The sequence below is a fragment of the Longicatena sp. 210702-DFI.1.196 genome, assembly GCF_020563125.1.
In the GTDB taxonomy this organism is placed as follows: Bacteria; Bacillota_I; Bacilli_A; order Erysipelotrichales; family Erysipelotrichaceae; genus Longicatena; species Longicatena caecimuris.
Map to the genome: position 1 here is coordinate 1 of NZ_JAJCPX010000135.1, position 254 is coordinate 254.

Annotated in this window: 1 pseudogene; it reads right to left on the reverse strand. The window is 35.8% G+C overall.

The features are described 5' to 3' along the window. Positions 1-254, reverse strand: a pseudogene (locus tag LI241_RS15675) (ISL3 family transposase); the annotation flags it as partial.

Sequence of the window (254 nt, forward strand, 5' to 3'; positions counted from 1 at the left end):
TTTTTCTCTCAGGAAGCATATCAATCAGCTGATGAGATTTGAAATCAAGAAGAAGGCAGACATACTTACTATGATTATCCTTCAAAGCATAGACTTCATCGATACATATGATTTTAGGAAAAGTTCTACGCTTTATACGGACATAAAGATCGAAGATTTCCTGAGCCTTAGTTGGAGAAATATAATTATGCCGTGCAACGCTGGAGAAAGTAGAATTTGACTCTTTCAGCTCATTCAGCACATTAAGAACAGTA